This window comes from Mesorhizobium wenxiniae (genome assembly GCF_002284535.1).
Classification (GTDB): Bacteria; Pseudomonadota; Alphaproteobacteria; order Rhizobiales; family Rhizobiaceae; genus Mesorhizobium; species Mesorhizobium wenxiniae.
The window spans coordinates 310,993-337,355 of record NZ_NPKH01000020.1 but is presented as its reverse complement, the minus strand read 5'-3'; the positions used below and the strand labels follow the sequence as shown (position 1 = coordinate 337,355).

Sequence of the window (26,363 nt, the reverse complement as noted above, 5' to 3'; positions counted from 1 at the left end):
ATGATGCAGGCAGGTATTTTCACGGGCTATTTCCCGTACAGCCTCGAGGAAACCGCGCAGAAGATCCGCGCGCTCGATTTCAACACGGTGCAGCTCGACCTCCATTTTAAGGACGTTGACCTGTCGGCCGGGCAGATCACCAAGGAAAAGGCCCGGACTGTTCGCGACACCTTCCGCGACCACAATCTGCCGGTGTGCTGCGTGTCAGGCTACACCAACATCATCCATCCGGACATGGGCGAGCGTGATAGGCGTGTCGGCTATCTCAAGGAAATCATCCGCAATGCGCGCGATTTCGGCTCGCCTTACGTTATCTCGGAAACCGGCACCTACAACAGCGAGTCCGATTGGGTGCATCATCCCAAGAACAAGACCGAGGAAGGGTTCGAGGAATGCCGCAAGGTCATATCAGATCTTGCCCAGACCGCATACGACCACGGCGCGGTCTTCCTGCTCGAAACCTATGTCAACAATGTCGTCGGCTCGGTCGAGGAGACGGTGAAGATGTTCGCGCAGGTCGACCATCCCGGTCTCGGCCTTTTGATGGACCCGACCAACTATTTCGAGACGCACAACATCGACAGGATGGACCAGATTCTGAACCAGGTATTCGACACGCTGACCGACAAGATCAGAATAGCCCATGCCAAGGACGTCAAGCGCTCGGGAGGTGACAAGTCGGAGAAGCACGCCGACATCGGCGACGAGGACGCGCTGGAGAGCCACACTTTCCGCGGTGTTGGCGAGATCGAGCTGCCGGCGCCAGGCCTCGGTTCGCTGAACTACGACCTCTATCTCAGGCGGCTGGCCGAAAAGCACCCGAACATCCCGGTTATCATCGAGCATCTTTCGGAAGATGACGTGCCGCGCGCCAAGAAATTCCTCGACGGCAAATTCCGCGCCAACGGACTGTGACGGCACGGTTCGGCTACCAAAAAAGGGAGGAAGAGAAATGTTGAAATTCGTGTCAAAACTCGCCGTTGCCGCGACCGTGCTCGCCGGCGTGACCATGGGCTCGGCGCTGGCGCAAGATGCTCAAAAGACGTTCTACCTGCTGTCGCATGGCGGCCCATCGGATGCCTTCTGGCTCGACTGGAATGCCGGCGCCACCAAGGCCTGCGACCAGCTCAAGGTGACCTGCAATATCTCCTTCAGCGGCGGCGACATGGCGGCGCAGAAGGAAGCGTTCAACTCGGCGCTCGCCGCCAAGCCCGACGGCATCGCCACCACCTCGGCGCAGCCAGGCCTGTGGACCGAGGAGGTCAAGGCGGCCAAGGCCGCCGGCATCCCGATCGTGTTCTTCAACACCGACGATCGGGCGACCGGACGGCAGGCCTATGTCGGCGCTGACCTCAAGGAGGCCGGCGCCATCTGGGCAAAATACCTGGTCGACCACAAGATGGTGAAGCGGGGCGACAAGGTGTTCCTGCCGGTCGAAGTGCCGGGAGCCAGCTACCAGCAACTCGAGACCGAAGGCATCGCCACCGTGTTCGATCCGCTCGGCATCAAATACGACGTCGTCGATTGCGGCACCGATCCGGCCGGTATCATCGCCAAGATGACCGACTATATGGTGGCCAACAATCCGCCGGCGATCATCGCGCTCGGCGATTCCGTGGCGGCCAGCATCAAGCGGGTGTTCGACGGCGCTGGCGTGCCGGCTGGCAAAATCCCGGTCGTCGGCTGGGGCAATTCGAAGGAAACAGCCGAATCCGTCAAGGCTGGCTTCGTCAACGCAGCGGCATGGCAGTTCCCTTCGGCACAGGGCTTCATGCCGGTTGCTTTGCTCGGGCTCGCCGCCTCGGGTGAGCCGATCGGCTACGACATCCACACGTTCAGCCTCTACGACGCCTCGAGCGTCGAACCGATCCTGAAACTCTACAACAAGTGATGGAAACTGACGTCCGCCGCGCAGGCGGCGGGCGTCACCCTGAGATATGGTCCAAGCAGTCATGACAATCGCCGCAGAAGAGGAAATGCCGCGCTCCAAACGCAGGTCGAGCCTGATCCGCTCGCCGCAATTCTCTTCGCTCGTCATCCTGATTGTCCTGCTGGCGGTGTTCGCCGTTGCCGATGCCAACTTCCTGTCGCCGCTCAACATCTCCAACATGATGGCGTTCCTGCCCGAACTCGGCATCATCGCGCTCGGCATGACGCTGCTTCTCACTGCGGGCGAGTTCGACCTTTCGGTCGGAGCCGTGTTCGGGTTGGCACCGGTCGTGGTCATGCTTCTGGTGCAGAACGGCGGGTTTGACATCGGCATCGCCCTGCTTGTCGGTCTGCTGCTCTGCATAGCGATCGGTGCGGTCAACGGGCTGATCGTCACCAAGATCGGCATCTCCTCCTTCCTGGTCACGCTGTCGATGCTGCTCGTGGTGCGCGGGGCTGCGCTCTACATCACGCAAGGCTTTCCGCTGAAATCCTGGGACCAGCCAGGCTTTTTCGTGACGCTGCTGGCCGGCAGCTTCAATATCGGAACGTTCCGTTTCTATACATCCTTGTGGTGGTTCATCGGCCTGTCGCTGCTGGCGATCTACGTCCTGCACTACGCCAAGCTCGGCAACTGGATAAGCGCCATCGGCTCGAACCGTAACGCTGCTGTGGCGCGCGGCGTGCCGGCCGATGCGGTCAAGGTCTGGCTGTTCATCCTGACGTCCGCGCTGGCCGGTCTCGCCGGCATGATCAGCGCGTTCCGCATCTCTGCCGCCTCGCCGGTGGCCGGCACCGGCTATGAACTCGAAGTGATCGCCATGGTGGTGGTCGGCGGCACGGCGCTGACCGGCGGGCGCGGCACGATCCTGGGCACGATTGTCGGCGCGCTGATGCTGCGCAGCATCCGCAACGGCATCGTGCTGATCGGCGTGCCGGGGCTCGCCTACAACATCTTCGTCGGCGTCATCATCCTTGCCATGCTCATCCTGCACGCTTTGCTGCAGAAGAACGCCGCCAGGAACTGACAATGGAAGTGCTTCGGTTGCAGAACCTGCAAAAGTCCTTCGGCAGCGTCCGCGCCCTGAAGTGCGCATCGTTCGCACTCAATGAAGGTGAAGTGGTGGCCTTGCTCGGCGACAACGGCGCCGGCAAATCCACCCTCATCAAGGCGATCTCCGGCGTGTTTCCCGTCGACCGCGGCGACATCTATGTGCGCGGCCAGAAAGTCTCGATCCGCTCGACGCGCGACGCGATGGATCTCGGCATCGAGACCATCCACCAGGACACGTCGCTGGCGCCGGACCTGAGCATCGCGCGCAATCTCTTTCTCGGTCGCGAACCGGTCAATCTGAAATGGCTGGGCGTGTTCGCGCCGCTCGATCTCGCCAAGCTGCGCGACGCCGCCGCGGCGCTGCTGAAGCGCGTCGGCATTTCGAAAAAGCTCGACGCCGATGCGCTGGTCAGCACGCTTTCGGGCGGCGAGCGCCAGTCGATCGCCATTTCGCGGGCGATGCAGTTCGCCGCCAAGGTCATCATCCTCGACGAGCCGACCAATAATCTCGGCGTCGAGGAAACACACGGCGTGCTGCGCTTCGTCAAGGAGGTGCGCGCGGCCGGCCATTCGGTGCTTTTGATCACCCACAACATCCATCACGTCTTTCAGGTCGCCGACCGCATCATCGTCATGCGCCGCGGCGAGATCGTCGCTGAGCAGACGGTCGCCGATACCGATCTGTTGACGGTGGAAAGCATCATTACCGGCGCCGATATGTCGGCCCTGCTCAAGGAGACGAGAGCGAAGTGAAGGAACTGGCCGTCACATGGTAGAGCTTTACGGCAAGACGCTGTCGCGCCGGCAGGTTTCGGAACGGTCCGGCATGCTGTCGCAATTCGCCGGCGTGCGGCTGATGACACTTGGCGACGGCGTGGAGCGCGGCATTCGCATGCTCGAATTCCGCACCGGCTCCGGCCTGCGTTTCACCGCGCTGGTCGATCGGGCGCTCGATATCGCCGATTGCGACTTCAAGGGCCAGGCGATCGGCTGGCATTCGCCGAGCGGCTTTCGCCATCCCGGTCTGCATGAGTACGAAGGCGAGGAGGGGCTGGCCTGGGCGCGTTCCTTCTCGGGCCTGCTGCTGACCTGCGGTCTCGACCATATATTGTTCATGAACGAGGTTCCCGCCGACAGCTACAATTATCCGCCGAAGAAAACGGTGCGCCATTCGCTGCATGGCCGCATCGGCACCATTCCGGCGCGCCTGACCGGTTACGGCGAGACCTGGGACGGCGACGGCTGCGTGGTGTGGGCCGAAGGCATCGTCCAGCAATCGACTGTGTTCGGCGAGGATCTGCATCTGCTGCGGCGGATCGAAGCCGATGTCGGCGGCAACGAGATCCGGCTTTCGGACCGGGTCTTCAATCACGGGTTCAGCCGGACGCCGCATATGTATTTCTACCACATCAATGTCAGCCATCCGGTGCTCGACGAGGGGTCTCGCTATCTGGCGCCGATCCGTGACGTTGTGTGGGCCGGGCATGCCGGCGAGCGCTACGAGGCGCAGAAGGTCGGCTACCGCACAGTGCCGGCGCCGCAATTGGGTTTCAAAGAGCAGGTCTGGCAGCACGAGCTTGGCGCTAACGGCGCCGGGGAAGTGCCGGTGGCGGTGGTCAACGACCGTCTTGGCCTTGGGCTGGAAGTCGTGACCCGCAAGGATCAGTTGCCTTGTGCCTATGAGTGGCAGAATTTCCAGGCAGGGCACTATGCGCTGGGCATCGAGCCGTCGACGCATCATGTGCTCGGCAATCTGGCGGCCCGAGAACGCGGCGAGATGATCTGGCTGGAGCATGGCGAGAGCCGCTCATACAATGCGGTGTTCCGGGTTCTCGATGGCACCGGCGACATCGCTGCCGCTGAAAGCCGGATCGCGGCGATCGCCCGGCAGCCGCAACAGGATTATCCGCTGCCGTCGGGCAATTTTCCGGTGATCGGAGGCAGGTCGCGATAATGGCGAAGAGGATGCGAAACACCAGTTGGGAGGCTGAGTCCGATCGGAGCGGGGAGGGCTCTCGGGCCATCAGGATTTGGAGGTCACAATGGCTGGCACAGTGAAGCGCGACTACAGCCTGGTCGGCGAGAGCACACGCAGGGCGATCGAGACGGGGCTGGCTTCGGCCAAGTGGTATCACACCGACGTCTCCCGCAAGGCGATCAAGGAGTTGATGCAACGGTCGGATGGCCCGGCGATCCGCGACACGATCATCTGGATCGTCGCCATCCTGGGTTCAGCTGCCGGCGGCATTTATTTCTGGGGCACCTGGTGGTGCGTGCCGTTCTTCTTCGTCTATGGCGTGCTCTACGGCTCCTCCAGCGACTCGCGCTGGCACGAATGTGGTCATGGCACTGCCTTCCGAACGCGCTGGATGAATGATGTGGTCTACCAGATCGCCAGCTTCATGCTGATGCGCAATCCGGTGACCTGGCGCTGGAGCCATGCCCGCCACCACACCGACACCATCATTGTCGGACGCGATGCCGAGATCGCCGTGATGCGCCCGCCGGACCTGCTGCGCACCGCACTCGCTTTCACCGGTATCCTCGATTTTCGCTACTCGCTTCCGGCGCTGGTACGCCAGGCGTTCGGCAAACTGACGCCCGACGAGAAAAGCTACGTTCCCGAGATGGAACAGCACAAGGCCGTCATCGCCGCGCGCTGGCATATCGTGATCTATATCGCGACCATCGCGGTCGCTCTTTACACGTGGTCGTGGCTGCCGCTGGTGCTGATCGGCGTGCCGCGCCTGTACGGCACCTGGCACATGGTGCTGACCGGCCTGCTGCAGCACATCGGCCTGGCCGACAATGTGGTCGACCACCGGCTCAACACCCGTACCGTGTACATGAACCCGATCAGCCGGTTCATCTACTGGAACATGAATTACCATGTGGAGCATCACATGTTCCCGATGGTGCCCTATCACGCGCTGCCCAGGCTGCACGAATTGATCAAGCACGATTTGCCTGAGCCGAACCCGTCGATGTGGCATGCCTATCGCGAGGTCTGGCCGGTCTTGCTCAGGCAGCTCAAATACGAGGACTATTTCCTCAAGCGCGAACTGCCGCTGACGGCGCGGCCCTATCGTGGCGAGTTCCACGAGGTGAACATGTCGGCGGCCGCGGAATAAGGCACTGGGCACTGCCGCAATACAGATTTCAGGAGAAACAGAGATGGCCGATTGGGTCGAAGCGTGCGCCGTGGACGATGTCGAAGAAGAGGATGTCATCCGCTTCGATCATGGCGGCCGCACCTTCGCGATCTATCGTTCCCCTGACGACGAATTCTTTGCCACCGACGGGTTTTGCACGCATGAGAAGGCCCACCTGGCCGATGGGCTTGTCATGGACGACATCATCGAATGTCCCAAGCACAATGGCCGCTTCAATTACAAGACCGGCCAGGCCAAAGGGGCTCCCGTCTGCATCAATCTGCAGACCTATCCGGTCAAGATCGAAGCGGGCAAAGTGATGATCCAGATCAATTGATCTGCTTTAATACACGCAACAAAGGGGACCAAAATCGATGAGCCGCAAAAGACCCACGATCGCCGATCTGCGCGCCATGAAGGGCAAGCGGCAATTGACCATGCTGCGCGTGTTGACGATGGACGAGGCCGAGGCAGCCGAAAGAGCCGGGGTCGACATCGTCTCGGTGCCGCCGGAGCTGGTGCTCAACCCGCAATTCCGCGATGCCGCACCCAGCCTGTTCACCATGCCGGGCGACAATTTCTACGAGATCGGCACAGCCGACGACTTCGTCCGCTGGGCGTTTCGGCTCTACAAGGCGAGCGCCGACGCGGTCTATTGCAGCGCCGGCTTTGCAACTGTCAAACGGCTGGCCGATGACAACATCCCGGTGATCGGCCATGTCGGACTGATCCCGTCGCGCGCCACCTGGACCGGCGGCTTCAAGGCTGTCGGCAAGACCGCCGACAGCGCCATGCAAATTTTCGAGGCAGTCAAGCAGTACGAGGCCGCAGGCGCGGTCGGCGCCGAGATCGAAGTGGTGCCGGTCGAGGTGGCCAATGCGATTTCGGAGCGGACCTCGCTGATCATGCTGTCGATGGGGGCGGGCACCGGCTGCGACGCGCAATATTTGTTCGCCGACGATATCCTTGGCCAGAACCGTGGCCACATGCCGCGCCACTCCAAAGTCTACCGCAATTTCGCCGCCGAATATGACCGCCTGCAGGCGGAACGCATCGCCGCATTTTCCGAATATGTCGCCGACGTGAACAGCCTGGCCTATCCCGAAGACAAGCATGTGGTGCATATGGACCCGGACCAACTCGGTCTGTTCATGGAGAAGATCGACGCCGGATGAAACGCGTCGGCTAGGACCTGCTCGACAATATCGTAAGCCGGCATATGCGACGGCCGGCGCTATGGCAGCCATGTTCCGGTAGCCAGCGCAGCGTAAAGCGCCTCCGCGTCAATACCGAGCGCTCTGTCTTCCCTAAGCGGCGCGACGAGGGCACGCACGGCTGCGTGAATTCCCGCTGTGCCCGACGCGAGAGTCAGCCCGTCGCGCAGGTCTACGGCCTGTGCGGCGGCCATCAGCTCGAAGGCGATCAGCCGCTGCCACAGCGCGATCATGTCGGCGCATTTCGAAACGGCCAGCGGTGCTTGCGTCGCATGGTCCTCAACGCCCTCCGAGACCTGCAGGAAGTCGAGCATCACCGGGTTGGCCCTGTGGCGGATGGCGGCGAGAATAGCACTTACTGTCTTTTGCAGCGGCACGAAGCCGGCCGAAGCGCCGCCGACCGGCGACAGATATTTGGGCAGGCCGTTGCGGCCTGAGCCGGTAAGCTGGAGGAAGCGGGCAGCACAGGCGGCCGCACATTGAGCGATGGCAAGACTGAGCGTCTCGAAGGCAAGCGACAGTGACGGGGTGTGAAAATTGCCGGTCGACAGCACCGTGTCGTCGTCGCCCAGCACCAGCGGGTTGTCGGCGGCGGCGTTGAGCTCGATCTCGACAGCTTGCCTGGCCTGATCGATTGCCTGCAACAGCGCGCCATGGATCGACGGCATGCAACGGATCGACAGCGGGTCTTGCAAGGTCGCCGGCGTCGGCGCCTTGTCGCGTGCCAGCAGATCGCGCAAGCCTTGCGCGGCCTGCTGCTGGCCAGCGGCCGGTCGCGCCGCCTGCAGGCGCGGATCGAGGATCGTCTGGTTGGCGCCGATGCCTTCAATGGTCAGCGCGCCCGCCTGCTGTTGTTGTGCGAAGGCGGACAATGCGTCAGCCGCTGCCAGCGCACCGCTGCCGGCGGACACCGCCGAGGCGCTTATCAGCGACAGCCCGTCCTTGGGGGCGAGGCTGACGGGGGCGAGGCGGGCCATCGCAAGCGCCTTGGCCGCCGGCATGCGCCGGCCCTGAAAGTCAGCTTCGCCGTCGCCGGTCAGCATGCGACCGAGCGTTGCCATCAGCACCAGGTCGCTGTCGCCGATCGAGCCCAGTGACGGCATCACCGGATGCACGCCGGCATTGAGCGCGCCGATGAGTGCGAGGAAAACCTCTGATGAAATGCCCGAACCGCCGGCCGAAAACATCGCGGTGCGGGCAAGCATCGTCGCCCGCACGATGTCTTGTGGCAGCGCGTCACCCACGGCGCCGCTGCGTCCTTCCAGCAACTGGTGCTGGAAGGCGCTGGCGTCGCCGCTGACCGACGTGCCGAGATTGGCGCCGAGACCGGTATTGAGCCCATAGATCGGCTGGCCAGAAGCGGCGGCGCGGTCGAGCACTTTTCGCGCTCTGTCCAGCCTCTCCATGACCGCGGGGGCTACCTCCACCCTACGTCCGGCGCGGGCAACCGCCGCGACGTCCTCGATGCTCACGCCCCTTCCGGTGAGGACAAGCGCGCTCATGCGAAACGCAGCCGCTGGCCGATGCCTTGCGCCTGCGCCTTGGCCAGCATCGCCTTACCCAGCGCGATATCTGAGAGCGACAGGCCGCGATGCCAGAACAGGATCGTCTCGTCGTCGCACTGGCGCCCCGGCTTGAGGCCGGCGGCGATCTGGCCAAGTTCGGCGTGCAGCGTCTGCTCGCTCAGGCGTCCGGTCTCGACATGGGCGCGCAGCGAGCCGAATTTGCCGCCCTTGCACTGGCCCCAGTCGTCGACGACGATCTTTGCCATGATGTCGGTCAACGACAGCTCCACCGCGCTCATCGTGCCGTAGGGCATCACCAGCCCGCCGGGCTTGATCCATGCGGTCTTCAGCAGCGGCTGCGGTTCCGGCAGCCGCGAGGCCTCGACGACGATGTCGGCGCCCTCGACGCAGGCGCGCCAGTCGGCGACCGCCATGACCGGCTTGCCGAGATCGGCGGACAGCTTGGCGGCAAAGCCGTCGCGGCTTTCCGGCCGACGCGAATGCACGCGGATCTCTTCGAAGTCGAAGAGATGGTCGAGCAGGCGCACGTTCCAGTAGGCGGTGCCGCGCGCGCCGATATGGCCGAGGATCTTCGACGTCTTTTTCGCCAGATGTTTTGCGCCAATGGCGGTGACGGCACCGGTGCGCATGTCGGTGATGACGGTGGCGTCGAGGATGGCGCGCGGCGTGCCGGTGCGCGGATCGAACAGGTTGAGGATGCCGAATTCCGATGGCAGGCCGTGCAGGTAATTGTCGACATAGTCGCCGACGATCTTGACGCCCGCCGCATCGAGCGGCGCGACGTAGCCGCGCAGGACATTGAAATGGCCGTTGAAGGACGGGTCCGGCTCGAGATGGACGCGCGGCTCGATCACCGCCTGGCCGTTGCCCTGCGCCACCAGCCCGCCCTCGACCGCATCGATTATTTCCGCATCGACCATATCAAGGGCTTCGATGTCGAGGGCGTTGAGATAATCGATGTAGATGGGCTTCATGCGCAGATTGGTCCTGATGAAGTGGGGTCCTAGTCAGAAGAGGCGAAACGAAATCGCGAAGTGTCAAAGGCTGGTTCGGTGGCTAGGTTCAGTCATCGCATAAAAGGCGCGATACGACACGAAAGTTTATTGGTCCATGTCTGGACGGCGCCGCCCAAATGCTTGTTCAAACCGGTGCGTCATCGATTTGCCGGACAATTGCCTGGTTCCCAGTGGCGCGGGAAAAACTTTCATACAGTTCTGCGCATGACCGCCATGCCCGAAAACAAAGCCTTGGCCGAGACCGCGACGGCGGCGCGGCAGGCGCGGCGCGTGGCGCTGATCGTCGTCGTCGCCTCTTCATGCAGCTTCTGGATGCGACGATCATCTCGACATCGCTGCCGCAGATGGGAGAATCCTTCGGCGTGCCGGCGGTGGCGATGAGCATCGGCATCACCGTCTATATGCTGCCCATGGCGGCGTTCGTGCCGCTGTTGGGCTGACTCGCCGACCGCTTCGGGGCGCGCAACATTTTCCTCATGGCGATCGCGCTGTTCACGCTGGCCTCGATCGCCTGCGGAATCTCGCAAAGCCTGACCCAGTTCGTCGCCGCGCGTGCCGTGCAGGGCCTGGGCAGCGCGCTGATGACGCCGGTCGGCCGCATCCTGGTGCTGCGTAACGTCTCGAAGTCCGAGCTTCTCAACGCCACCGCACCGATCACCTGGCCGGCGCTGTTCGCGCCGGTGATCGGGCCGGTGCTTGGCGGCTTCATGGCCACCTATCTCTCCTGGCACTGAATTTCTTCATCAACATTCCGCTCGGGCTGGCCGGTCTGGCGCTGGTCGCCCGCTTCATTCCCGGCGACCGCGATTCCGAAACCAGGCCGCTCGACTGGCCGGGCTTTCTTCTGACTCGGCCGGGCTCGCCTCAATGCTCTACGGCCTCGAGCGGATCGCCCATCCGGAAGACGGCGCCATGCCGACCGTGGCGCTGCTTGCCGCCGGCACCCTGGTCGGCTGGCTGGCGGTGCGGCATCTGGCGCGCACAAAAAATCCGCTGCTCGACCTCTCGGCTTTCAAGGTACAGACTTTCGCCATCTCGACACTGTCGGCCGGCACCATTTTCCGGGTCGCCATCAACGCCACGTCATTCCTGTTGCCGCTGCTGTTCCAGGTCGGCTTCGGCCTGAGACCCGTCGATGCCGGCATGCTGATCCTTGCCTATTTCCTCGGCAATCTCGGAATGAAGACGGTGACGACACCGACGCTGAGGCGCTTCGTTTTCCGTTCGGTGCGGCGTGATCGCATCGCTGTCGATCATGGCCTGCGCAGCGATATCGCCGCAGACCCCCAAGCGCTGGTGGTGGCGCTGATGCTGATTGCCGGACTGACGCGTTCGATGCAGGTCACCGCGCTCAACACACTGGCTTTCGCCGGCGTAGCCTCATCGCAGCGCAGCTCGGCGGCGACACTGTCCAGCATGCTGCAGCAAGAGGCGATGCCGTTCGGCGTGGCGGTCGCGGCGGCGCTCCTAAACCTCTCGCAGATCGCGAGAAGCGGTCCGGCGCTCGACCTGGTCGACTTCCGCCTTGCCTTCCTGGTGATCGGCGCAATCGGGCTCGCGGTCTCGCTCCGCTTCCTGGCGCTGCCGCCGGCCGCCGGCACCGAGGTTTCGGGCCATTTTCCGCGGAACTGAAATCGGGCTTGACCTTCTCCCCTTGTGGATCGGCGCGTAGCGCCGAGACGGATGAGGGGTGCTGGGAGAAACGCAGCGAGAAAATATAAAATGGTTTGAAGCGCTTATATCTTCTACGCAACGACCCTTCCAGCACCCCTCATCCGACCGAGCTTCGCTCGGCCACCTTCCCCACAAGGGGAGAAGGAAAGGCGCCGCGCTACACCGGCCGATATACCTTCTCCGCAGTTTTCCAAAAGATGTCCGCCTCGGCGGCCACGCCGTGCTTGGCCACCGCCTCCCGGTGCGCCTTGATCAGCTCGGCGTGGCTGGTCCACAGTTTCTCGATCGGGAAGTTCGAGCCGAACATCAGATGATTGCTGCTGAGGACGTCGATTGCATTGTCGACGATATAGGCGATCAGCGCCGGGTCGTTGCGGTGGACGAAGGTGCCGAGGCCGGAGAGCTTGGCGTAGAGGTTGGGTGCCGCTGAAAACGTTCGCAGTCCCGCCTTCCAGGCCTCCGTGGTTTCGTCCGACGTATCGGTCAGCATGCCGGCATGGGTGAGGATGAAATTGGTCTCAGGATTCTCGCCGACAAGCGTCAGCCCGTCCTTCATCTGGGCTGGGAAAAGCTGCAGATCGAAGGACAGGCCGTAGTCTTTCAGCCGCGCCACATTGGCCCGCACTTTCGGGTCGATCACCTGATCCGGTGCTGCGGCGAAGCGGAAAGCCGGCGTTTCGTGCCAGTGCAGCTGCATGCGCACGCCGCGCAGCAGGGGGTACTTGATCAGCCGGTCGATCTGGGGCCTGATATCGTCCACCGTCATGTCGGCATAGCCGACGATGGCATGCGGCCAGCCGGTCTCGTCGGCTGTCTTCTGCAGGAAGGCGACCTCGGTCTCGAAATCCTCCTTGGCCCAGTTGGTCTGGACATAGACCGCCTTCTCGACGCCTGAGCCTTGCTGATCGGCCAGGAATTCCTCGATCGGATAGTCGCGGCGGATCGGTTCATAGGGTCCGAAGATGCGCGGCACCATCGGGCCGACCAGCCATGGCTGATCCTTTTGGCGCCAGATGTGGAAGTGTGCGTCGATCGCCTTCTGCATCATGAGACCCTTTTCCAGATGGCTGCGGCCGCCGGGGCAGGGCGGGCGAGCGACAGGATGAAATCGGTGAGACCGGCGATGGACGAACCATCGATCAGATCGTCGAGCACCGGCAGGATGGCGCGAAGCGCTGCCGTTGCCGGCTGGAAACGCGGATCGCCGGCCAGCGGCGTCGCCAGCGAAAGACGGAAGGCGCGTGCGCTCAGCCGGCGTATCGCCATTTCCAGTTCGGCGTGATCGCCGCGCTCCAGCGCGTCGGACAGGATGACCAACGCCGCCCCGCGCGCGAAAGCGGAAAAGCGCGGCACAGACAGGAAGGCGAGCAGCGTCGGTCCCATGCGGGTGCCGCCGTCCCAGTCGTCGACCAGTGCTGCCACGTGGGCCAGAGCCTGGTCTCGGTCGCGAATGCGCAGCGCCGCTGTGATGCGGGTCAGGCGCGTGCCGAAGGTGAAGATTTCAGCCCGGCCCGCACCTTGCACCGCCGCATGCGCCAGCTTGAGATAATCCGATGTGTAGAGCTTCATCGAGCCTGACACATCGATCAGGATCAGCAGCTTGCGCGGCACGGTCTGCCGGCGGCGCAGCAGCGGCGACGGTATGTCGCCATCGACACTGACGACTTCGCGCAGCGAACGGCGCAGATCGAGCTTGCCGCGCGCGTGCGTGCGCACGGTGCGGAAGGAGCTGCGGGCGGGCAAGGCGGTAGCGAGCTTGCGGCGGAAGGCGGCAAGCCCGTCGCCGTCGCGCTGGAAGTCGCGGCCGCTCAACAGTTCGGCGCCGGACGATAAATCGCCGCCTTCTGCCTGGCGTGCCACCTTGTTCTCCTCGTCGCCGGGGCCGCCGTCATCCTTGATGCGGGTTTCGTCGTCGGCCTCGCCTTCGACCACGGCCGTGGCGTTGCCATAGAAATAGCTTTGGAAATGCGCCTCGAATTCGTCGCGGCGGTCGGGCGGCGGCGCCAGCGTGGCAAGCGCTGCCTCGTGGATGTCAATCATCGAGCGCGGTCCAAGTAGCGTCACCGCCTGCATGAAGCCCGATACCTGCTCGGGCGCCACCGGGAAGCCATAGCGGCGCAGCAGCCGGCCAAAGCCGAGCAAGGGTGCTGCCGCCAGGGGTAAGTTTTCTCCCCGCATCATTCCTTCGCGGGTGCTGTCCCGCCAGCGGTGAGGTCGATCCGTATTCGGCTGCGCTGCGAACGGGGCGAAGGGGTCGTTGACGTCGCGTGTCACGCCAGTGCCTCCTCGACGATCTGGCCAAGCTCGGGGGCGATATAGGACAGGTCTTCCTCGTCCTTGATCAGCACGCCGATGGCGCGGCGAAAAGCTTCCGGCCACGGGCTGCCGCCCTGTTCGAGGATGGTCGCGGCGTTCGCCCATTCGACCGCTTCGGCGATGCCCGGCGGCTTGGCCAGCGGACGGGCGCGAATATCGTGCACGGCAGCAGCCACCGCACGCGCCGTGGCCTCGGCGACGTCGCCGGCGCGCAGCATGATGATCTCGGCTTCGCGCTCGGCGTCGGGATAGGTAATCCAGTGATAGACGCAGCGCCGCCGCAGCGCTTCCGCCAGCTCGCGGGTACGGTTCGAGGTCAGGATGACAATCGGCTGCGCCGTCGCGCGGATGGTGCCTCTCTCAGGAATGCTGATCTGGAAATCGGAAAGAAACTCCAGCAGCAGCGCTTCGAACTCATGATCGGAACGGTCGATCTCGTCGACCAGCAGCACGCGCTTTTCCGGCGCCTTCAGCACCTGCAGCAGCGGCCGCGCGATCAGGAAACGGTCGTCATAGATGTCGACCTCATGCTCGCCGGCATGACGGATGGCGAGCAGCTGGCGCTGGTAGTTCCATTCGTAGAGCGCATGCGCGGCGTCGATGCCTTCATAGCATTGCAGCCGCACGAGGTCGCGCCCGAGCACTTCAGCTATCGCCTTGGCCGCTTCCGTCTTGCCGACGCCCGGCGAGCCTTCGAGCAGCAGCGGCTTGCCCAGCCGGATCGCCAGGAAGACGGCAGTCGCCAGGCTTTCATCGGCCAGATAGCGCGAGGCGGCGAGGTGCGACGCCACCGCCTCCGGCGAGGTCGCGACAGTCTCGGCGCTTCTCTTGGGCATTTCCAACACTCAGTTCGGGGCTTGCGCCTTCAACGCGCGCAGGATGCGCTCCGGCGTGATCGGCAGCGTGTCGATGCGCACGCCGACGGCGTCGAAGACGGCATTGGCGACCGCCGGGATCTGCGGGTTGGCGCACATTTCGCCTGGCCCCTTGGCGCCGTACGGGCCGTCGGCCGAGGGTCGTTCCAGCACGATGATCTCGGTTTGCGCAAGATCGCCAGGACCCGGCATCAGATACTGGTTGAAGTCGGTGCCGCCATGATCGCGATTGGGATAATAGGGTTCAGTCGTCTCGTAGAGCGCGTGGCTGATGCCCATCCATGAGCCGCCGATGAGTTGCTGCTCAACCATCTTCGGGTTCAGCGCGCGGCCGATCTCAAAAATGTTCTTGACCGTCAGCACGGTGACCTCGCCGGTCTCGTCATCGACCTCGACCTCGGCCACCGTGCAGGCGTGGGCGTAGCAGGTCGACGGCTTCATCGCGCCGGTTTCTTTCTCGGGATAGGAGCGGGGGATCAAAAACATGCCGCGACCGGAGATCGAGCGGCCGCGCTTGAAGTGAGCCGACAGCGCGACATCGAAGATCGAAATCGATTTTTGCGGCGCGCCCTTGACCAGGATGTTGCCTTGGCCGTCGGTTTCGAGGTCCGACGCATTCACTTCCAGTTCCTCGGCCGCCACTTCCAGCATCACCTGGCGGGCTTCCCTGGCCGCCTGGATGACGGCGTTGCCGGCGCGGTGGGTGCCGCGCGAGGCGAAGGTGCCCATGCAGTGCGGGCCGGTATCGGTGTCGGCGGTGTCGACGACGACGCGATCGGACGGCACGCCGATCGTCTCGGCGCAGATCTGCGCCATGATCTGCTTCATGCCCTGGCCGAGATCGACGCTCGACAGCGTCACCATGAAATTGCCGGTCGGCGTCGAATGCACCAGCGCCTGGGTCGGGTCACCGCCGAGGTTCATGCCGGTCGGATAGTTGATTGCGGCGACGCCGCGTCCACGCCTGATCGCCATCTCAAGCTCCCTTCGCGTAGGACGACATCGCCATGAACTTCTCCGCCACCGGCCAGTTGGCGGTGCGCGACGCTTCCTGCATGCACTCGATCAGCGCAGCGCCTTCGGTCGGCTGGCGGTGCGCCTTCATGTCGCCGTCGCGGTAGGCATTGATGAAGCGGAATTCGAGCGGGTCCATGCCGATCAACCGGGCGAGCTTGTCCATCTGTACCTCCAGCGCGAAATCGCCGATGGTGACGCCGAAGCCGCGCATGGCGGAGGAAGGCGTGCGGTTGGTGTAGACGCAGTAGGTGTCGATCCAGACATTCGGGATCGTGTAAGGGCCGGGGTAGTGGCCAGCGCCCTTCTGCGCGCCATAGGGCGAATGGCGTGAGTAGGCGCCGGCATCGGTGTAGCCGGTGACTTTGCGGGCGACGATGCGGCCATCCTTCATGACGCCATCCTTGATGACGACCTTTTCGGCAGCGCGCGGCGAGGAGATCTGCATCTCCTCCTCTCGGCTGTAGATGAAGGAGACCGGCCGCCCGGTCAGCTTGGCGCCGAGGATGGCGATCGGCTCGACAATGACGTCGACCTTGCCGCCAAAGCCGCCGCCGACAGTGCCGCCGACGAAATGCAGCTTGTTGCCGGGCATCTGCAGGATGATTGAGGCATTGTCGAGGGTGAAGAACATCGCCTGCGTGTTGGTGTAGCAGGTGAAGCGGTCATTGCCCTCCGGCGCGACGATACAGCCGGTCGTCTCGGTCGGTGCGTGTTCAATCGGCGAGGACTGGTAGGTCTGTTCGAGCACGTGATCGGCCCCGGCGAAGCCGGCCTCGACATCGCCGAAGCGCACCTTGCGGCATTCGCCGCTGTCATAGAGATAATAGTTCCGGCCGTGATATTCGTTCACTATCGGCGCGCCGGGCTTCAGCGCCTCCTCCATATCGAAGACTGCCGGCAGCACCTCGTAATCGACCTTGACCCTGGCCGCCGCTTCCTGCGCGGCACGCTCGGTCTCGGCCAGCACCGCCACCACGGCCTCGCCTTTCCAGCGCACCTTGCCGTCGGCCAGAACCGTCTCGTCTTCCGGCCCGATCTGGATCAGGATCAGGATGGTGTAGACATTGTGCGGCACATCCTTGGCGGTCAGCACCTTGACGACGCCTGGATGTTTCTCGGCCTCTGAAGTGTCGATGCTGCGGATGCGGGCGTGATGATGCGGGCTGCGCACCATCTTCAGATGCAGCATGCCGGGAAAATTGCGGTCGGCGAAATAGGCGGTTTTGCCGGTGACATGGCCGGGTGAATCGGAGCGCGGCCTGGGCTGGCCGATCTCGTGCAGGTCGTCCTTGCGCTGGTCGGCGAAGTAGCTCTTGCGGAGTTCCATCTTTTTGACTCCCCTCAAGCCGCGTTCTGCGAATTGGATCGCGCGGCGGTCAGCACCGCCTGGATGATCGGCTCGTAGCCGGTGCAGCGGCAGATATTGCCCGACAGCGCCTCGACCACCTCGTCGCGGCTGGGGTTCGGCGTGTGGTCGAGCAGCACCTTGGCGGCCATGATCATGCCCGACGTGCAGAAGCCGCATTGGGTGGCGAAGGCGTCGAGGAAGGCCCGCTGCAGCGGATGCAGAACGCCGCCTTCCGAAAGCCCCGATGTCGTGGTGATGGCCGCACCGTTGCAGGTTTCCGCCAGCGTCAGGCAGGAGAGCCGGAGCTCACCGTCGATGATGACCGAGCAGGCGCCGCATGTGCCTTGATGGCAGCCGCCTTTCGGTGAGGTGTCGCCGATCTTGTCGCGCAGTGCGTTGAGCAGCGTCGTACCGCTGTCGATGAATTCGGCCTTCTCCGCGCCGTTGAGCGTGAACTGAACCGGGACCTTTGCCATGTTTCCTCCTTGCGCGCCTGCTCGTGGGCAAGCGCGCTCCCCTGGATATTTCAGCCGAGTAGCAGCCGGCCGAGATGGACCGGCAGGACTTCGTTGCGATACCAGGCACTGGCGATCGGATCGGTAACAGGCGAGGTGCCGTCGCCGGCCGCAGCAAGCGTCGGCGCGATGCCATCGCTGGTGAGCGTCCTGCCGAGCAGCGCCTTCTCCGCCGCCGTCGCACGCATCGGCCGGTCGGCCATGCAGCCAAGCGCTATCCGTGCCGAAGACACGGTTCCGTCCGGTGCTTGTTCCAGCACGGCGGCGATGCTCAGCACCGAGACGCCCTTCGGCTTGATCCTCGACACTTTCAGGAAGCGAAAGCCGTCAGCCGGAAACGTAAATCCAACTGCGGTGATGATGGCGTGGTTGCTTTCGCGTTTTGCCAGGAAGGTTTCGATCGGTAGCTCGCCGTCGTCGATATTGACGGTTGCGTCCAGTGCCAGCAGCGCCACGGTGAAGTCGCCATAGGGCGCCGGGGCGAAGAGATTGCCGCCGACGGTCGCCATGTTGCGGATCGCCGGGCCGCCGACGGCGCGCGCCGCGTGGGCAAGCGACGCGAGATCCGGATGACGGGCGATCGCCGCCATGGTCACCGAAGCGCCAATGCGGACCTTGCCGCCGGAAACGGTGATCGCCGACAGCGCCGGCTCGGTCGACCTGATGAGGCTGGAGACCGACACATCGCCTTCATTGGCGGCGCGCACGACCAGCGTGCCGCCGCCGAGGTATCGGGTACCGGCGGCTTTCAGCGCCGCATTGGCGTCCTTGACCGTCGAGAAAGTCTGCAGGGCGAGCGCCATGGAAGGCTCCTTTTGCTCAACTTTGGCCGGCGAAATGACTTTTCAAAGCGTTGAAACCGCCCTGGAAGACGTTGGCGCCCATGCCCTCGGCCAGTTTGTCGGCTTCTTCCGGGGGCGCGTCGAAGCTGGCGGTCCATTCGGCATAGGTGCGGTCGCCATCGGTCACCCGCCGCAGCTGCAGCGTCGCCTTGTGGTTGGTCAGCGGCTGCGGTGTCTCCAGGATGGAGTAGCTGACGAGGAAATTGCCGTCGGAGAAGTCGAGCAACTTTTCGCGAATGCGGGCGCCGCTGGCGAGCTGAAAGTTGCGCACGCAGCCGATCGTGCCGGGATCCTTGCCGTCCTCGATATGGCTTTCGACCATACGCGGATGCCAGCTCGGCAGGCCGTTGAAGTCGCGTATGCGCGCCCAAACCTTTTCGACCGGCACGTCGATGACGCTGGAGATGGTAACTTTCGCCATATGGTCGTTCCCTTGCAAGCATGTATGTCGCGAGGGTAGGGCGGCGGGCCCGGCGGCGCTTATCAATGCGTCTTGACCGCCTATCAAATAGTCTGAAAAACGGCTGCCAGGCGGCTCAGGAAATGGCCCGCGCCGCCTCGCGATAGAGTGTCGGCGGAACGCCGACATGATCGCGGAAGAAGCGCGAGAAATTGCCCTGGGTGGTGAAGCCAAGATTGCAGGCGACCGAGATCAGCGGCTCCTGCGACCATTGCAACTGCCGCACGGCTTCCTCCATGCGCAACGTGTTCCAGTAGACGTTGGGCGTCAGATTGGTCTGCTCCTTGAACAGCGCGAAGAAATGCGGCCGCGACAGGCCGACGCTGCGTGCCACATCGTCGAAGCAGATACGCTCGCAGACATTGGCCTTCATCAGCTGGATCGCCTTGCGGACACGGAAATCCTGCATGGTGTGGACGCGGGCGCGTGCTACTTGCGGTGCCGAGGCGTCGGCGGCGTCGAGCACGCTGTCGATGAAGCGCTCGATCTCGTAATTGGCGATGTCGTCGATGCTCTCATTGTCGCTGAGATGGTCGAGAAGGTTGGCTGCCGCCTTGTGCAGCCAGGGCTCCAGCGTGATCGCCGGTGCTGAAAATAGCGGCGCGGACGACGGCAGGTCGCGACGCCGGCGCGCCCAGTCCGGATCGATGTAGAAGGCGAGGAACAGGCCGGGCCGGCCGTCGCTGGACAAAGCGTGGCTGTGCGGCTGGAAGGAATTGATGCCGGCGGCGGTGCCGGGCCCAAGCCGCACCGTTTCGCGACCGATGGTCATCTCGCCGGCCGTGCCTTCCAGCCAGATGATGATATGCGCCTCGACATGGGCATGGGTGACGAAGTCGCTGGCGACGTTCAGGACAGAAACATGTCCGAACCGGCCCCAGTAGAGCCTGATCGCTTCCGTCATGGGTATATCCTCCCGCAGGCGACTGGCCTCCCTTCGCCTGCAGTGGGGATAGTGGGGCTCAGTCCGGGCCTGCGTCAAGGCACATGCGCACGCCTGGCGCCCGTCATGGGCCGTACCGGCCGATTATCAGACTGAGCGATAGCAGGGGAAACGAATAGCGTTCGTCAACTGCGGTCTATTCGTTGCGCCTGAAATTGCGGATCCGGTCGAACAGGACCGCCAGCAGAATGGCGCCGCCGATGAACACGCCTTGCCAGAAGGCATTGATGCCGAGCAGGCCGAGACTGTTGCGGATCACTTCGATCAGCGCCGCGCCAACGACGGCACCAAAGGCCGTGCCCATGCCGCCGGCCAGGTTGGCGCCACCGATGACGGTCGCGGCGATGACCTGAAGCTCCATGCCGTTGCCGAGATTGGTGGTGACGGCGCCAAGCCAGCCGGTCTGGATGATGCCGGCGATACCGGCCGCCAGCGCCGAGATCATATAGACCGCGACCTTGATCTGGCGCACCGGAACGCCGGTCAGCGTCGCCGCATGCTCGTTGCCACCGATGGCGAAGATGTGCCGGCCGAATTTCGTCCAGCGCAGGACGAAGCCGGTGATCAGTGCCAGCACGATCGTGTAGAGCACCGGATTGGCGATGCCGAACACAAAGGCGCCGCCGCCCAGCGCCAGAAGCTTGTCGTGATCCGGCCCGAACTGGAAGACGACGGTGTTGTTGGAGGCGACCATGGCAAGGCTGCGCGCAATCGACAGCATGCCGAGCGTCACCACGAACGGCGGAAAGCCGAGATAGGCGATCAAGATACCGTTGAAGGCGCCGATGATCAGCGCTGTCGCGATTGCGGCGGCAATGCCGATCTCGATGCCGTAGCCGGCATGCATGGTCACCGCCAGCACCATCGAACACAGGCAAAGCACCGAACCGACCGAAAGGTCGATGCCGCCGGTGATGATGACGAAGGTCATGCCCAAAGCGACGATGGCGACGAAGGTGACGTTACGGGTGATGTTGTAGAGGTTCTTCGTCGTGGCGAACGAATCCGTGGCGACAGACAGGAACAGGCAGGCGAGGATGACCGCGATCACCACCCAGAAGGTCTGGCTGGCAAACACCCTGGTCAGCAAAGTGTGCTGCTTCTGCGCGATCGTCTGGTCAAGAGTTACTGCCATCGTCGACCTTTATCTGCTTGCGTGGTGAAACCCGCTGACATCAAACCTGTTCGATGGCGCCGGTGATGAGCCCGGTGACTTCCTCGGGCGAACTCGACGCGATCGTCTTGTCGGCAACCTTGCGGCCGCGCCGCATGACGATGACGCGGTCGGCAACGTCAAAGACGTCGGGCATGCGGTGACTGATCAGCACGACCGCAATGCCCTGGTCGCGCAAATGGCGGATCAGGTTCAGCACCTCGGCGACCTGTCGGACCGAAATCGCCGCCGTCGGCTCGTCCATCAGCACGATCTTAGCCTGCGAAAGCATGGTGCGGGCAATCGCCACCGCTTGCCGCTGGCCGCCCGACATCTGCTTGACCAAGTCGCGCGGGCGGGTTTCGGATTTCAGCACGGCAAAGATCTGGCCGGCGCGCTTGTACATCGCGGCGTAGTCGAGGATGCGAAACGGCCCGACGCCGCGGCGCAGCTCGCGGCCGAGATAGACGTTGGCGGCGGCCGTCAGATTGTTGCACAGCGCCAGATCCTGATGGACGATCTCGATGCCGTGCTGGCGCGCCTCCACCGGCTTGTGCAGGATCAGTTCCTTGCCGTCCATCTGCATCGTGCCGTGGCTCGGGCGGAAATTGCCGGCGATCATCTTGACCAGTGTCGACTTGCCGGCGCCGTTATCGCCCATCAGGCCGACCACCTGTCCGGCCTCGATCGACAGCGAAACGTCGTTGACGGCTTGGATGGCGCCGAAATGTTTCGAGATGTTGGCGAGTTCGAGAACCGACACCAGACTGCTTCCTCCCCGTGGTTCCGGCCAGCGGTTCTGCCGCGGCCTCGCTCTCCCCAGCCCCTCCCGGGAACAGCGCTTTCGCCCATTTACGCACATGCCCCCTTGCCGTCAACAGCGGCTTCTTTCGAAAAATCCGTTTTGTAGGACAAATAGCAATTGACGTTGGTCGCAAGCCGATATTAGCTAAGCGTCGGAGGAGATTATGCCGATCTCCTGTTCCGGCGCGCCGGCGGAATCGGCGGAGGTTTATCGGTCGAGGATCTGGCAGCGTCCGTACCGCGCTGGTCTGCGGCCGCATCTGGAAATACTTATCGGCCCGGCTTGGCGACACGAGCGCTCGCGAAACGAACCTCTGTCATCGCGCATCCGGGCCGGTCTGTGTGGCGGGCACGCCGTGTCCGTCTGTTTCAAGGGAGGACTGAAATGAGGAAATCACTATTGCTCGCCGCCGTTGCCATGCTGGCGCTGGGCGCCGGGCCGGCTATGGCCAAGAAACAGCTCGTCATCGTGGTGAAGGGGCTCGACAATCCGTTCTTCGAGGCCATCAACCAGGGTTGCCAGAAATGGAACTCGGAAAACGCCAACTCGGAATATGAATGCTTCTACACAGGTCCAGCGTCGACCTCGGACGAGGCCGGCGAAGCCCAGATCGTTCAGGACATGCTGAGCAAGCCAGACACGGTGGCGATGGCCATTTCGCCGTCCAACGCGCCGCTGATCGCGCAGACGATCAAAAGCGCCAATCCGTCGATCCCGATCATGACGCTCGACGCCGACCTCAGCAAGGAAGATGCGGCGCTGCGCAAGACCTATCTCGGCACCGACAACTACCTGATGGGCTACAAGATCGGCGAGTATATCAAGAAGGCCAAGCCGGATGGCGGCAAGATCTGCACCATCCAAGGCAATCCGGCGGCCGACAACATCCTGCGCCGCGCTCAGGGCATGCGCGACGCGCTTACAGGCCAGAAGGATCTCCCGGCGCTCGCCGGCGAGGGCGGCTGGACCGAGGTCGCCGGCTGCCCGGTGTTCACCAATGACGACGGCGCCAAGGGCGTGCAGGCGATGACCGATATCCTCGCCGCCAATCCCGATCTCGACGCTTTCGGCATCATGGGCGGCTGGCCGCTGTTCGGTGCGCCGCAGCCCTATCGCGACCTGTTCAAGCCGATGGCCGACAAGATCGCCAAGAACGAGTTCGTCATCGGCGCTGCCGATACGATCGGTGAGGAAGTGGCGATCGCCAAGGAGGGTCTGGTCACCGCGCTGGTCGGCCAGCGGCCGTTCGAGATGGGCTACAAGGCGCCCTCGGTGATGATTGACCTGATCGAAGGCAAGCCGGTCGCCGATCCGGTCTTCACCGGTCTCGACGAGTGCACCAAGGATACGGCCGACACCTGCATCCAGAAGTAGGTTCGCAGTTTCGGGGCGTCCGATCGACGGGCGCCCCGTCACACCGGTTCACGAAAACCTACGAGGTGAGATTGCTGGGGCGAACCGCTCCTGCTTTGCCGCGCCTTGAGTTCAGCATGTGCCGGGGAACATGGATGTCGGACGCAAGATCGAAAAAGCGACTTACCACGGTTAATGCACGGGCCAAGGTCAAGGCACAGGCTGCCCGTCCGCCCGGCGCGCGCCGTACCGATGCGGCGCTGATCCCCGGATCGAGCGTGCATGCGTCGCTGGCCAACGAGATCGGCCTCAGGATCGTTCGCGGCGACTATCCGCCGGGAGCCATCCTGCCCAACGAGGCCAAATGGTCCGAGACTTTCAACGTCAGCCGCTCGGCGGTTCGCGAAGCGATCAAGATGCTGATGGCCAAGAGCCTGCTGGCTTCACGCCCCAAGATCGGCAGCTGGGTCGAGCCGAAGGAGCGCTGGAACCTGCTCGATCGCGACGTGCTGGCCTGGTACGCGACGTCGCCCGACCGCGAAGTGTTCCTCAGAACCGTGCAGGAGTTCCGTCATATTATCGAGCCGGAAGCCAGCGCCTTTGCCGCGATCCGGCGTAGCAACGAGCAGATGGCCGAGATCAGCCAGGCCTGCCGGGAGATGGGCCAAGCGACGACGCTGCAGGAGCGCACCCGCGCGGACACGCGTTTTCATCTCGCCATCCTGCGGGCGTCGGGCAACGACCTCCTGGTACCGCTCGGCGTGCTGATCGAATCCGCGCTCGACCACCTCTTCGTTTTCGTCACCCGCGAAACCAGCGACCAGCCTCGAGCGCAGGCGCTGCATGAGGCGATCGAGAAGAACATCCGGCTCCAGCGGCCGGCTGCAGCCCGCACCGCAGTGCATAGACTGCTCGCCAATACCGACGACGTTATCGGGCGGTCGCGGCGCTGATTCATGCCCAACGTTGGCGCTGCCCCTCATCCGGCTGCCGCCGGGGAGAGGGTCTGGCCGCAAACAGTCGGCGAGGGCGTCCTTCTCCCCGTCACTATACCGGGAGAAGTGCCCGGTAGGGCGATGAGGGGCGGTGCCAGGCTTGATCAAAAAAGCGGCGGGCGGCAGCCTCAAATCGTCTGCTTCTTCCCATCTTTCGTCGGTGTCAGGTCGACGCCGTTGACCTTGCCGATATGCGTCGCCAGCATCGGCACATATTGATCGGCCGGCCCAGCGGCGAATGCGCCGGCGAATGCGTTCTTCGTGGCATTGCCAAGCGGGTTGGCGATGCCGGCAGCACCCGCCATCGATTCGAGATAGGTGAGGTCCTTGAAGGCGTTGGCGATGGTGAATTTGTGCGCATCACGGTCGCCTTCCAGGGTCCAGCGCATAAAGGTCTGGTAGAAGCCGCAATCCATGCGGCCGTTGCGGATAACGCTGTCGAAGCGCGGCGGCGAGATGCCGACCTTCTCAGCCAGCGCCAGCGCCTCGGAATAGATCGCCGCGTAACCCAGCGAAATAAAATTGTTGAGCAGCTTCATGCGGTGGCCATCGCCGGTGTCGCCGATGTGGACGATGCGTCCGGCCCAAGTGTCGAGCACCGGCTTCAGCCGGGCAAAGACCGCGTCGGACGCGCCGACCATGGCGTCGAGCGTGCCTTCCCAGGCCTCCTTCGGCGTGCGGCTGAGCGGGGCATCGACATAGTCGACGCCGAGCGCCTTGAGTTCGGCGGCAAGCGCTACGGTCGAGGTCGGGTCCGAGGTCGAGCAATCAACGACCACCGAACCCTTCTTCAGGCCTTCCTTGAGGCCGCCGGGCCCGCGGATGATGGCTTCGACCTCGCGCGAGCCGGTGACGCAGATGAAGACGATATCGGATGCCACTGCCACGTCGCGCGAGGTCGCGGCTTCCTCCGCACCCCGGCCGAGCAGGTCTTCCGCCGGAGCGCGGTTCTTGCGGCCGAGGAATGTCAGCGAATAGCCCTTATCGACGATGTTCTTCGCGATCCCGTGTCCCATCAAGCCCAGTCCGATGAAGCCGATCTTTTCGCTCGCGGCGGTGGTGTTCATGTCCGTGTAATCCTGTGTTGCGGTCTCGATGACGGCGCTGCACTTTGGCAGGCGAATTGTTGAAGCGGGTTTTTGCCGCAAGCGGTTGGTAGACGATTGCAGAGTTCGATATTGTCTGACAATACACATGAATTCCAGGGAATGTGGAGAGCAAAATGACGAAGCGGATCATGTTCACCGGCGGCAGCGGCAAGGCCGGGCGTCACGTCGTGCAGTATCTGGTCGAGCAGGGGTGCCAGCTGCTCAACATCGATACCAAGCCGCTCGACAATCCCAAGGTGCGCACGCTGATCACCGACATCACCGACAGCGGGCAGGTGTTCAACGCGCTGTCGAGCTATATGGGCCTGCATGAATTCGACCCGTCGCTGCGCGCGCAGCCGGTCGACGCCGTGGTGCATTTCGCGGCGATCCCGCGCATCATGATCACGCCCGATAACGAGGTGTTCCGTATCAATGCGCTCGGCACCTATAATGTAATCGAGGCGGCGGTGAAGCTCGGCATCCGCAAGGTGGTGATCGCCTCCAGCGAGACGACCTATGGGCTGGTCTTCGCCAACGAGCCGCGCGACCCGACGCATTTCCCGCTCGACGAGGAGTACGATGTCGACCCGATGGACAGCTACGCGCTGTCCAAGATCGTCAACGAGAAGACGGCGCGCGCCTTCGCGCTGCGCAGCGGCATCGACATCTACGCCTTGCGCATCGGCAACGTCATCGAGCCGCATGAATATTCGCTGTTCCCGAAATGGTTCGCGGATCCGGGTTTCCGCAAGCGGATCGCCTGGAGCTATATCGACGCGCGCGACCTCGGCCAGATCACGCTTCGCGCGATCGAAAAGGATGGGCTCGGCTATCAGGTGTTCAACGCAGCCAATAACGACACCTCGTCCGATCTGCCGACGGCTGAACTCTTGAAGCGGTTTTATCCCGGCGTGCTGGTCAACGCTGAGCTCGGCGAATACGAGACGCTGCTTTCGAACCGCAAGGCGCGGGATGTGCTCGGGTTCCGCCCTGAACACAGCTGGCGGAAATACGTCAAGTCGGCATGACGGGGTCGATGCACCCGGGCTGATCTGTGCACAGAAGCAGGCTTGCAGCCCGAGGCT

General features: G+C 63.4%; 25 protein-coding genes and 1 pseudogene. 12 read left to right on the top strand and 14 right to left on the bottom strand.

Annotated features, from left to right (window positions below):
* From CIT31_RS11855 to CIT31_RS11820, 8 genes are all read left to right on the top strand, one after another.
* Positions 1-915 carry a sugar phosphate isomerase/epimerase family protein gene (locus CIT31_RS11855; RefSeq protein ID WP_095518736.1) on the top strand — a complete coding sequence of 305 codons (915 nt, stop codon included), beginning with the start codon at positions 1-3 and terminating at the stop codon, positions 913-915.
* Between the two features lie 37 nt (positions 916-952).
* On the top strand, positions 953-1,891 hold the full coding sequence (locus tag CIT31_RS11850; protein ID WP_095518735.1) for a sugar ABC transporter substrate-binding protein: 939 nt from the start codon (positions 953-955) through the stop codon (positions 1,889-1,891).
* 61 nt (positions 1,892-1,952) lie between these two features.
* Positions 1,953-2,957: an ABC transporter permease gene (locus tag CIT31_RS11845; protein ID WP_245316182.1), complete on the top strand. Its 1,005-nt coding sequence runs from the start codon at positions 1,953-1,955 to the stop codon at positions 2,955-2,957.
* Positions 2,954-3,736 carry an ATP-binding cassette domain-containing protein gene (locus CIT31_RS11840; protein WP_164759565.1) on the top strand — a complete coding sequence of 261 codons (783 nt, stop codon included), beginning with the start codon at positions 2,954-2,956 and terminating at the stop codon, positions 3,734-3,736. Before CIT31_RS11845 ends, CIT31_RS11840 begins: the two co-directional genes overlap by 4 nt.
* Before the next feature lie 16 nt (positions 3,737-3,752).
* Positions 3,753-4,937: an aldose 1-epimerase family protein gene (locus tag CIT31_RS11835; RefSeq protein ID WP_095518732.1), complete on the top strand. Its 1,185-nt coding sequence runs from the start codon at positions 3,753-3,755 to the stop codon at positions 4,935-4,937.
* 88 nt (positions 4,938-5,025) lie between these two features.
* Positions 5,026-6,114: a fatty acid desaturase family protein gene (locus tag CIT31_RS11830; protein ID WP_095518731.1), complete on the top strand. Its 1,089-nt coding sequence runs from the start codon at positions 5,026-5,028 to the stop codon at positions 6,112-6,114.
* A 43-nt stretch (positions 6,115-6,157) separates the two neighbouring features.
* Positions 6,158-6,472 carry a MocE family 2Fe-2S type ferredoxin gene (locus CIT31_RS11825; protein WP_065006726.1) on the top strand — a complete coding sequence of 105 codons (315 nt, stop codon included), beginning with the start codon at positions 6,158-6,160 and terminating at the stop codon, positions 6,470-6,472.
* 37 nt (positions 6,473-6,509) lie between these two features.
* Positions 6,510-7,310 carry a 3-methyl-2-oxobutanoate hydroxymethyltransferase gene (locus CIT31_RS11820; RefSeq protein ID WP_095518730.1) on the top strand — a complete coding sequence of 267 codons (801 nt, stop codon included), beginning with the start codon at positions 6,510-6,512 and terminating at the stop codon, positions 7,308-7,310.
* 59 nt (positions 7,311-7,369) lie between these two features.
* Here the strand turns inward: CIT31_RS11820 and CIT31_RS11815 are convergent, their stop codons facing one another.
* Both CIT31_RS11815 and CIT31_RS11810 read right to left on the bottom strand, forming a co-directional pair.
* Positions 7,370-8,851: an HAL/PAL/TAL family ammonia-lyase gene (locus CIT31_RS11815; protein ID WP_095518729.1), complete on the bottom strand. Its 1,482-nt coding sequence runs from the start codon at positions 8,849-8,851 to the stop codon at positions 7,370-7,372.
* Positions 8,848-9,849, bottom strand: a complete 1,002-nt coding sequence (locus CIT31_RS11810) for an ornithine cyclodeaminase family protein (RefSeq protein ID WP_095518728.1) — start codon at positions 9,847-9,849, stop codon at positions 8,848-8,850. Before CIT31_RS11810 ends, CIT31_RS11815 begins: the two co-directional genes overlap by 4 nt.
* A gap of 246 nt (positions 9,850-10,095) precedes the next feature.
* On the opposite strand from CIT31_RS11810, the pseudogene CIT31_RS11805 reads away from it, so the two are divergent.
* Positions 10,096-11,523: pseudogene (locus tag CIT31_RS11805) on the top strand (MFS transporter).
* A gap of 199 nt (positions 11,524-11,722) precedes the next feature.
* Here CIT31_RS11805 and CIT31_RS11800 read toward each other — a convergent pair.
* The 11 genes from CIT31_RS11800 to CIT31_RS11750 form a co-directional block, all read right to left on the bottom strand.
* Positions 11,723-12,610, bottom strand: a complete 888-nt coding sequence (locus tag CIT31_RS11800; protein WP_165778457.1) for an amidohydrolase family protein — start codon at positions 12,608-12,610, stop codon at positions 11,723-11,725.
* Positions 12,610-13,746 carry a vWA domain-containing protein gene (locus tag CIT31_RS11795; RefSeq protein WP_095519335.1) on the bottom strand — a complete coding sequence of 379 codons (1,137 nt, stop codon included), beginning with the start codon at positions 13,744-13,746 and terminating at the stop codon, positions 12,610-12,612. The genes CIT31_RS11800 and CIT31_RS11795 overlap by 1 nt, the downstream gene beginning before the upstream one ends.
* A gap of 89 nt (positions 13,747-13,835) precedes the next feature.
* The gene (locus tag CIT31_RS11790) at positions 13,836-14,717 is read right to left on the bottom strand and encodes an AAA family ATPase (RefSeq protein WP_095518726.1); all 882 of its coding nucleotides are present in this window, start codon (positions 14,715-14,717) and stop codon (positions 13,836-13,838) included.
* Positions 14,718-14,726: 9 nt separating this feature from the next.
* The gene (locus CIT31_RS35720; RefSeq protein ID WP_065006732.1) at positions 14,727-15,731 is read right to left on the bottom strand and encodes a xanthine dehydrogenase family protein molybdopterin-binding subunit; all 1,005 of its coding nucleotides are present in this window, start codon (positions 15,729-15,731) and stop codon (positions 14,727-14,729) included.
* A 1-nt stretch (position 15,732) separates the two neighbouring features.
* Entirely contained in the window at positions 15,733-17,100 is a 1,368-nt protein-coding gene (locus CIT31_RS35715; protein ID WP_095518725.1) for a xanthine dehydrogenase family protein molybdopterin-binding subunit, read from the bottom strand.
* 14 nt (positions 17,101-17,114) lie between these two features.
* Entirely contained in the window at positions 17,115-17,597 is a 483-nt protein-coding gene (locus tag CIT31_RS11775) for a (2Fe-2S)-binding protein (protein ID WP_095518724.1), read from the bottom strand.
* Positions 17,598-17,647: 50 nt separating this feature from the next.
* On the bottom strand, positions 17,648-18,439 hold the full coding sequence (locus CIT31_RS11770; RefSeq protein WP_095518723.1) for an FAD binding domain-containing protein: 792 nt from the start codon (positions 18,437-18,439) through the stop codon (positions 17,648-17,650).
* 16 nt (positions 18,440-18,455) lie between these two features.
* Positions 18,456-18,899, bottom strand: a complete 444-nt coding sequence (locus CIT31_RS11765; RefSeq protein ID WP_095518722.1) for an SRPBCC family protein — start codon at positions 18,897-18,899, stop codon at positions 18,456-18,458.
* A 115-nt stretch (positions 18,900-19,014) separates the two neighbouring features.
* Positions 19,015-19,842, bottom strand: a complete 828-nt coding sequence (locus CIT31_RS11760) for an AraC family transcriptional regulator (protein ID WP_029351641.1) — start codon at positions 19,840-19,842, stop codon at positions 19,015-19,017.
* Positions 19,843-20,017: 175 nt separating this feature from the next.
* Positions 20,018-21,016 carry an ABC transporter permease gene (locus CIT31_RS11755; protein ID WP_029351638.1) on the bottom strand — a complete coding sequence of 333 codons (999 nt, stop codon included), beginning with the start codon at positions 21,014-21,016 and terminating at the stop codon, positions 20,018-20,020.
* Positions 21,017-21,056: 40 nt separating this feature from the next.
* Positions 21,057-21,797 carry an ATP-binding cassette domain-containing protein gene (locus CIT31_RS11750; protein WP_029351636.1) on the bottom strand — a complete coding sequence of 247 codons (741 nt, stop codon included), beginning with the start codon at positions 21,795-21,797 and terminating at the stop codon, positions 21,057-21,059.
* 426 nt (positions 21,798-22,223) lie between these two features.
* Here CIT31_RS11750 and CIT31_RS11745 point away from each other — a divergent pair, with 426 nt between their 5' ends.
* Both CIT31_RS11745 and CIT31_RS11740 read left to right on the top strand, forming a co-directional pair.
* A complete protein-coding gene (locus tag CIT31_RS11745) occupies positions 22,224-23,213 on the top strand; it encodes a sugar-binding protein (RefSeq protein WP_065006737.1) in 990 nt (329 codons plus the stop codon).
* Between the two features lie 134 nt (positions 23,214-23,347).
* Positions 23,348-24,145, top strand: a complete 798-nt coding sequence (locus CIT31_RS11740) for a FadR/GntR family transcriptional regulator (RefSeq protein WP_095518721.1) — start codon at positions 23,348-23,350, stop codon at positions 24,143-24,145.
* Positions 24,146-24,315: 170 nt separating this feature from the next.
* Here CIT31_RS11740 and CIT31_RS11735 read toward each other — a convergent pair whose 3' ends face one another.
* Positions 24,316-25,254, bottom strand: a complete 939-nt coding sequence (locus CIT31_RS11735; RefSeq protein ID WP_095518720.1) for an NAD(P)-dependent oxidoreductase — start codon at positions 25,252-25,254, stop codon at positions 24,316-24,318.
* A 155-nt stretch (positions 25,255-25,409) separates the two neighbouring features.
* Between CIT31_RS11735 and CIT31_RS11730 the strand changes: the two genes are divergently transcribed.
* Positions 25,410-26,306 (top strand): NAD-dependent epimerase/dehydratase family protein, encoded by an 897-nt coding sequence (locus CIT31_RS11730; RefSeq protein WP_095518719.1) that lies wholly within the window; start codon positions 25,410-25,412, stop codon positions 26,304-26,306.
* Positions 26,307-26,363 lie beyond the last annotated feature (57 nt).